The sequence below is a fragment of the Mesorhizobium sp. M4A.F.Ca.ET.050.02.1.1 genome (assembly GCF_003997725.1).
Classification (GTDB): Bacteria; Pseudomonadota; Alphaproteobacteria; order Rhizobiales; family Rhizobiaceae; genus Mesorhizobium.
The window spans coordinates 1-4,037 of record NZ_RZSG01000556.1 but is presented as its reverse complement, the minus strand read 5'-3'; the positions used below and the strand labels follow the sequence as shown (position 1 = coordinate 4,037).

Here is a 4,037-nt window from a genome sequence, read left to right as displayed (position 1 = left end):
GCCGCGGATCTCGAAATCGAGCCCATCGACCTCATAGCCGTAGACGTGGCTGTCGGCGCCAAGCAGGTCGCCATAGTAGATGCCGGTCCCGCCGAAGGCCCAGTGCTCGGGGCGGTAGACGGGGAAGCCGCGCACGCCGCGCGGCGCGCAGCCGCCCCAGCCGGCATAGACGCCCCTGGTGGCATTGAGGCCGAAGGTTGCAGAACCCGGCCGGCCGATCTCCGGCGCTTCCCAGGAATTGGTGGCGCGGGTGACGTCGCCGCGATAGGCGGGATCCTCGGCCCGCGCCCGGTATTTGTAGCAGACCTGCCGGCGGCCTTCGTCCTCCAGCCTAGTCTGCCACATGAAATTGCCAGCAAAGCGCGCCGCGTGGCCGCCACGCTCGACATAGGCGTCAACCGCATCGCGCATCTCCCAGGTCCAGTATTCGTCATGGCCGACAAAGACGACGCAGTCATAGCCGTCGAGGATGTCGGGCGAAAAATGCAGCTCGTGCTGGCTGGTAAGGTCGACCGCGTAGCCGGCGCGCTCGGCGAAACGGAAGAAATGGCTGTCGTAGCTCGCCCAGCCTGAGGAGGCGTATTTCTTCGAATGGCCGGTGGCGAAAGCCCATTCCATGTGCGGATATCGCGGCACGGTCTTCGGCGGCACCGCGACCTCCAGCGGCACGCGCGGCGCCTCCTTCGGCAGCACGACGAAGCCGCGGCACCAGGGACGCTGCGTCGACACCATCGTCGCGTATTGGTCCCGGTTCGGGCCGGTGATGCCCTGATAGTGGTTGGAGCCGCCCCAGGTGTTGTAGGCGAGCCAGGTCCCTGTCGCCGCGACCTGCAGCAGACGGCCGGGTTTCCTGCCGGGCAGGGGCGTGACGATGAAGAGGTGATGGCTTTGGATCGGCGTGCCGTTGCGGCCCTCGGCGGTGAGCGTGACGCGATAAGCGCCGGACGGCCAGTCGTCGCCGACGCGGAACTCGAAAGAGGCGTCCCAGCCGCAGCCTTCGACCGAACATTGGTCGGGCGTCTCCTGCCAGCGCGCCGCGATGCCGGCTTTCTCGAAGACCTGTGTTTCGGCGGCGCCGTCGCGAACAATCTTCATGCCGAATTGCGGCGCCGTCACGCTGACATGCAACGCCACCGTTTCGCCAGGCCGGTACGAAAAACGGTCGCTGTAGCACCAGATCTCGCCGCGCGCACCGTCCATGCCGGGCCATTCGTAATAATGGCCGCGCACCGCCTCGCGACGCTGCTCGGGCGTCAGCCCGAAATCGGGGAATTCGGTCGGCAGTCGCGTCAATGAACACCTGAAACCAACAGGCCGCCATTGAGACCATTGGCCGGCCAAGCGTCAAATGGAAACGATCGGGCCAGCAAGTGCTTGCCCTTGGCCATATCCGGCAAACAGACTATCTCATGTCGGGGTGACATTTCAGCGCCGGGAGCCAGGATGCTGCGCGTGCAAAAGGTCAAGGTCGACGACATCTACGTGCCCGCCGCGCGGCGTAAGACGCTGCATCCGGAAACGGTCCGCCATCTGGCCGAGGACATTCTCGAAAACGGTATGAAAATGCCGATCCAGGTCCGCCACGACGGCAAGCGCCACATTCTGGTTGAAGGCCTGCACCGGCTGGAAGCCGCCAAATGGCTGGGCGAGACCGAGATCGACGCCTATCTGGTGCAGGCCAAGCGCCACTGACCAATTTCGCATCTGCTGCAAATTTTCTCGCGGCCATGTCGGCTTGCGCTCTGCCGTCGCGTCCTTGGGGCACAACTGGAGGAGACCAAATGCCCAAGACCCTGTTTTTCGCCCTGCTCGCTTCGGCCGTGGCCCTGATTGCCGCGCCAAATGCACAATCCGAGGAGACAAAGCCTGCCATGACCGCTGCCACCAAAGCCGCTGCGAAGCCGGAGAAATCCGGCCTGCTGCCGATCGACGGCCTGAATTACTACTACGCCATCTACGGCAAGGGCGAGCCGCTGCTGCTGCTGCATGGCGGCCTCGGCTCCACCGATATGTTCGCGCCGGTCCTGCCGCAATTCGCCGCGCATCGCACCGTGATCGCCGTCGATCTGCAGGGCCATGGCCGCACGGCGCTTGGCGAGCGGCCGTTCAGCGTCGAAGCGATGGGCAACGACATGGCGGCGATCGTCAAGGCGCTTGGCTACGACCGGGTCGACGTCATGGGCTATTCGCTGGGCGGCGGCGTCGCCTTCCGCATGGCTGTCCAGCACCCGGAGGCGGTGCGCCGGCTGGTGATGGTGTCGACGGGCTATGCCACCAACGGCTTCTACGACGAGATGCGCCCGCAGCAGGCGCAGGTGAGCGCGGCGGCGGCCCCGTTCATGAAGGATACGCCGATGTACAAATCCTACGTCGCCGTGGCGCCGCATCCGGACGATTTCCCTAGGCTGCTCGATACGCTCGGCGCCTTCATGCGCAACGAGCGCGACTTCTCGGCCGATGTGCCGAAGCTGAAAATGCCGGTCATGCTCGTCTATGGCGACAGCGACATGTACAAGCCCGAGCACGAGATCAAGTTCTTCCAGATGCTCGGCGGTGGCCAGAAGGATGCCGGCTGGATGCGCGAGAACCTGTCGCAGAACCGGCTGGCGATCATCCCCAACCGCACCCACTACGACATCTTTTTCGCGCCGGAACTGCCCGCCACCGCACTGCCCTTCCTCGACGGCGTGACCAAGGTGAAGAGTTGGGACGAGATGCTCGGCGCAACCGAATAGCGGGTCGGCAATCTCATGCGGCCGTCTCCCTGGAGGCGGCCGCGTGCTTTTGGACGCGCTGCCATCTCTGCCGGTCGCATCATCGCAACCGATGGCTTCCCATAAAAGCTTTTCAATTGACGCAGCTCCCCGCCCGGCTACGGTTCCGGCATTCTTACCGAGCGAACGGATACCGGCGATGACGAAATATCAGGGCGGCTGCCTGTGCGGAGCGGTGCGCTACCGCGCCGAGGTGGCGCCGATCAACGAACGCGTCTGCCATTGCCGGATCTGCCAGAAGGCGATCGGCGCGGCCTTTAACGCGCGGCTGCTGTTTAGCATCGACGACGTGACCGTCGAGGGCGAGGTGGCGACGGTCAACTCCTCGCCGGACCTCAAGCGCAGCTTTTGCGCGGCCTGCGGTGCGACGCTGTTTTCCAGGCGCGATTCCAGAGGTATTCTTGGCATCACCTCCGGCTCGCTCGACGATCCTTCCCTGTTCAAGCCCGACATGCATTTCTGGACGGCCTCGAAGCAGCCCTGGGTGCGGTTGGACGACGGCCTGCCGCAATATGAGGGCCTGCCACCCGGGTAGAGTTTTACCTTCACCCCTTGTGGGAGAAGGTGGCCGAGCGAATCTCGGTCGGATGAGGGGTGTTCCAGAAGACGCCGACGTCTCATCCTTCCTGCACCCCTCAACCGTCTCGGCGCTGCGCGCCGATCCACCTTCTCCCTGGTGGGAGAAGGGGAAGCGCCTGCACAAAAATTTCATCTTCGATTCACGACATAGCCGGCAAAGCGTCATTGGCGGGCCATCATTGGCTGCCTATCTATCGTGCGCGGGCCGGCATTCGAGGAGGCGACGGATGAGCGAGAGCATCAACACCCTGGACGAGCTTTTGAACGACCCGATGGTCCGGCTCGTGATGGAGCGCGACCGCGTGCAGCCAGCCGAGCTTCGCACCCTGCTCGAGAGGGCTCGCGGCAGCGCGGCTGACGACATGCGCGCCGGCCAGCCGATGGTGCCGCCGGCCCACATGGTCGCCAAGAACTGCTTCCGGCAATGGCTGCGGGTCTAAAGCAATTCCAGCAAGAGTGTGAAGCGGTCTTCCGTCCGGAAACAAGCCTAGCTGCTTAATTCGAGGCAGCCGGCAAATAGCTGTAATGGCTGCGGAAATATGCGATCCGGAAGCCAAGGCGGGCATAGTTGCGATAGGCGGGTCCGTCGCGCTCCTCATGCGGCGCCTCGATGTCGGCGACGAACAGTTTCGCGCCGGCCGCCAGGCCGTCGCGGACCAGCGCTTCGCCAAGCACTGCGTCGAG

5 protein-coding genes and 1 pseudogene are annotated in these 4,037 nt (G+C 64.3%); 4 read left to right on the top strand and 2 right to left on the bottom strand.

Annotated features, from left to right (window positions below; translation table 11 throughout):
- The coding region (locus tag EOA33_RS26780; RefSeq protein ID WP_127407006.1) for a N,N-dimethylformamidase beta subunit family domain-containing protein at positions 1–1,293 on the bottom strand (1,293 nt) is incomplete at its 3' end.
- Positions 1,294–1,443: 150 nt separating this feature from the next.
- On the opposite strand from EOA33_RS26780, the gene EOA33_RS26775 reads away from it, so the two are divergent.
- The 4 genes from EOA33_RS26775 to EOA33_RS26760 all read left to right on the top strand — a co-directional run bounded on the left by EOA33_RS26775 (position 1,444) and on the right by EOA33_RS26760 (position 3,793).
- Positions 1,444–1,692 (top strand): ParB N-terminal domain-containing protein, encoded by a 249-nt coding sequence (locus EOA33_RS26775; protein WP_126054808.1) that lies wholly within the window; start codon positions 1,444–1,446, stop codon positions 1,690–1,692.
- A gap of 89 nt (positions 1,693–1,781) precedes the next feature.
- Complete coding sequence (locus EOA33_RS26770; protein WP_127407005.1) at positions 1,782–2,735, top strand: alpha/beta hydrolase; 954 nt, start codon at positions 1,782–1,784, stop codon at positions 2,733–2,735.
- Positions 2,736–2,913: 178 nt separating this feature from the next.
- Positions 2,914–3,309, top strand: coding sequence for a GFA family protein (locus tag EOA33_RS26765; protein WP_127407004.1), 396 nt, complete (start codon positions 2,914–2,916; stop codon positions 3,307–3,309).
- A gap of 271 nt (positions 3,310–3,580) precedes the next feature.
- The gene (locus EOA33_RS26760; protein WP_126054805.1) at positions 3,581–3,793 is read left to right on the top strand and encodes a hypothetical protein; all 213 of its coding nucleotides are present in this window, start codon (positions 3,581–3,583) and stop codon (positions 3,791–3,793) included.
- Between the two features lie 55 nt (positions 3,794–3,848).
- Here the strand turns inward: EOA33_RS26760 and EOA33_RS26755 are convergent.
- Positions 3,849–4,037, bottom strand: a pseudogene (locus tag EOA33_RS26755) (hypothetical protein); the annotation flags it as partial.

What these genes read in the sequence shown, in the direction of transcription:
- EOA33_RS26775 (WP_126054808.1), top strand. Translation starts at nt 1,444, where the DNA reads ATGCTGCGCGTGCAAAAGGTCAAGGTCGACGACATCTACGTGCCCGCC.
- EOA33_RS26770 (WP_127407005.1), top strand. Translation starts at nt 1,782, where the DNA reads ATGCCCAAGACCCTGTTTTTCGCCCTGCTCGCTTCGGCCGTGGCCCTG.
- EOA33_RS26765 (WP_127407004.1), top strand. Translation starts at nt 2,914, where the DNA reads ATGACGAAATATCAGGGCGGCTGCCTGTGCGGAGCGGTGCGCTACCGC.
- EOA33_RS26760 (WP_126054805.1), top strand. Translation starts at nt 3,581, where the DNA reads ATGAGCGAGAGCATCAACACCCTGGACGAGCTTTTGAACGACCCGATG.